Here is a 3375-nt window from a genome sequence, read left to right on the forward strand (position 1 = left end):
CAGTCGCTAGCCCTAAATGTTAAAAATTTACGTGATGGCTATGGGCGTGCTACCTTTAGAACTACATCCAACGATTTCCGATCGTACAGACGTATGGAAATGTTTATACACGCCGAGGGTAATCAGCTAAAAGACAATGACTTGCGTGCATTTTTAAGGATAGGTGCAGACAATCAAGATAATTATTACGATTATGATATTCCCTTAAAGGTGACAAATCCTGGGACAAATGACCCTGGGTTAATCTGGCCGGAACAAAATAAGATGAATGTAGAGCTAAAGCTGTTTTTGGAGGCTAAAGCTGCTCGAAATCGTGCCAAACTTAATGGTCAGCCATGGCCTATAAATGTTCCTTTTACCTTTCAGGATGGGGTAAATGTAGTAACTGTGAAGGGTCAGCCCGATCTTAGTAGAGTACGTGTTTATATGCTTGGGGTTCGAAATCCTTTGCGGAATGAGGCAAATCCGGGACTAGATGATGGGCTGGACAAATCGGCACAAATTTGGTTTAATGAGCTTAGGCTTACTGATTTTGATGAATCTGGAGGTTGGGGAGCCACCGCACGGATGAATGCAAAGCTTGCTGATTTTGCTGATATCACCATTTCTGGAAGTAAAAGCACTTTTGGCTTTGGCTCTATCGATCGTAGAGTAAGTGAGCGTAATCGTGAAGATAATGTACTCTTTGATGTTTCAGGAAATGTTGAATTAGGTAAATTCTTCCCAGAGAAAACCGGGATTAAAGTACCCATGTTTGTGAATTTCTCTACTCAAATTGGTTCACCACAATTTGACCCTCGAAACCGAGATACCGAGTTTAAAACAACTCTTGAAAATGCAACTAAGCAGGAAAAAGACTCTATTCGTTATATTACCGAAGATTTTACATCGCGCAAAAGTATCAATTTTACCAATGTTCGTAAAATTAAAACAAATTCAGAAAGTAAATCTTACCCTTGGGATATCGAAAATCTAAGCGTAACCTATGCCTTTAATGAGTTTAGTCACCGCGATTTTATCAATGAAAATAATATTCAGAAAACATATCGCGCCGGACTCCAATATAGTTATTCTAGTCAGGCGAAGCCAATCACCCCATTTGAGAAATTAATAAAATCAAAGAGCCTCGGTTTAATACGTGACCTGAATTTCAACCTTTTACCTTCCATTTTAAACTTCAGCATTGATGTAAATCGATTGTATTCTGAAAATACGCTAAGAAATAATGATCCTAATAATTTCTTGCCTATCAATACCAATTTTAACAAGAATTTCCAGATGTCGCGTATTTATGGCATCAGCTGGAATCTTACTAGATCGATGCAAATCGACTTTAATGCAACAAATTATTCGATAATTGATGAGCCTGAGGGTCGTATCAATGGATTGAAGCGCGATACACTTTGGGAGAATTTAAAGAAATTGGGCCGGACTACAGACTATGGTCATACGCTTAACCTGACCTATAATATTCCCATCAATAAGGTACCTGGTCTAGACTGGGTTACGGTTGCAACACGTTACGGAGCAGGTTTTAATTGGCAAACTGAGCCCTTGCTTACATTAAATGATCCAAATATCGACATTGGAAATAATATCCAAAACTCACGTACCATTCAAATTAATCCAACCTTGAGTTTGGTAGCTCTGTACAATAAATTCGGATTTATAAGGAGCATGAATGGAACCGATAAACAATCGAAAGCTGCATTTTTAATTAATTTATTAACAAGCTTAAAAAATGTGAGTGGTGCCTATACAAGGTCTCAGGGCACATTCTTGCCAGGATATTTACCAAAGACAAACTTCTTTGGTCAGGATTTTAATACAGGAGCGCCGGGTTATGACTTCTTGATAGGTGGTCAGGGTGATATTCGAAACCGAGCATTGCAAGGTGGTTGGATTACCAGAGATTCGCTTCAGAACCAATTATACATTACTACCTCTAAGGAGGATATGAACTTTAGAGGTTTGGTGGAACCTCTTAGTGACTTACGAATCGAATTGACGGCAATTAAGAGTCAGAATTTTAACTATTCCACTAATTTCAAATTCTTACCCTCTAGCAATAGCTTCGAGAATTTAAGTCCCGTAACCACCGGAGATTTTACCATGTCCTATTTCACTTTGTTCACAGCCTTTAGTAAAGAGAATAAATTAACAAATACTTCAGCTTTATTTAGGCAGTTTCAGGAGAATAGAATAATAATCTCGAAGAGGCTTGGAGCGCAAAATCCAAATTCTGCTGGTTCAAGTGGTGGATTTGCGGATGGCTATAATAAAAACTCACAGGATGTCTTAGTATCCTCATTTTTAGCGGCATACACCGGTAAAGATGCTAATAAAGTATCCTTAGGTCGTTTCCCTAAAATCCCAATTCCTAACTGGCGTTTGAGTTATAATGGTTTAAATAAATTACCAGTATTAAGCGATATTTTTACTTCTATTGATATTAACCATGCTTATCGTTCAACTTATACGGTAAATGGTTTTAACTCTTTGGTGCGTTATCAGGAGGCTAATGGTGGTGTCAATGTGAGAGATGCCAATGGTAACTTCTTACCTTTTTATCAATTCTCTCAAATTACCTTATTTGAGCAGTTTTTGCCTTTGCTAGGGGTAGATGTGCGTCTTAAAAATAATATGACTCTGAATTTAGAATACCGTAAATCAAGAGCCTTGAGCTTTAGCTTATCCAATGGGCAGCTTGCTCAGCAAAATGAGAATGGGGCAGTTATAGGTATGGGTTATCGTACCAACGGATTCCGCTTTCCTTTCGGTTTGTTTAAATCGCTAAAGCTTGATAACGACATGAATTTCAAAATGGATTTTGCTTTGAATGATCGTAAGATGCTTATTTACCGGGCCGATATAGACGAAGCAGAGGTTTCTTCAGGAGCAAAGAACATCACGGTTAGGCCATCAGTGGATTATGTTCTAAATCAACGTTTTACGATGCGCGTATTTTATGATGGTAATATCACTAAGCCTTATACTTCTCAATCATTTAATACTTCATTCAGTAATTTTGGAATTAATTTGAGGTTTAATTTATAAGGTTAAGCTCAGATTCTTAGATTTGTGAAAGAAGGTACAATTTCTATAAATCAGCTTTAACAATTCTATAATTAATTGGAAGTCTGATCAAATAAAGTATTTTTGTAAAAATTAAAAAGACAATAAAATGGAATTTCCTGCTGAATTAAAATACACTAAAGATCACGAATGGATTCGCGTTGAAGGCAACCAAGCCTTTGTTGGTATTACTGAATTTGCTCAAAATGAATTGGGCGATATCGTTTATGTAGATATCAATACCTTGGGCAAAGAGGTAAATAGCGAAGATGTTTTTGGCACTGTTGAAGCCGTAAAAAC

General features: G+C 37.3%; 2 protein-coding genes. Both read left to right on the top strand.

Annotated elements, in window-relative coordinates:
* Positions 1-3057, top strand: a 3057-nt coding sequence (gene sprA / locus ACIQ0D_RS12320) for a cell surface protein SprA (protein WP_395806048.1), incomplete at its 5' end; no start/stop codon positions are given.
* Positions 3058-3184: 127 nt separating this feature from the next.
* Positions 3185-3375: glycine cleavage system protein H (locus tag ACIQ0D_RS12325; protein WP_395806050.1), on the top strand; the 191-nt coding region annotated here is incomplete at its 3' end.

Origin of the sequence: Daejeonella sp. (assembly GCF_044342615.1) — a bacterium.
Lineage (GTDB): Bacteria > Bacteroidota > Bacteroidia > Sphingobacteriales > Sphingobacteriaceae > Daejeonella.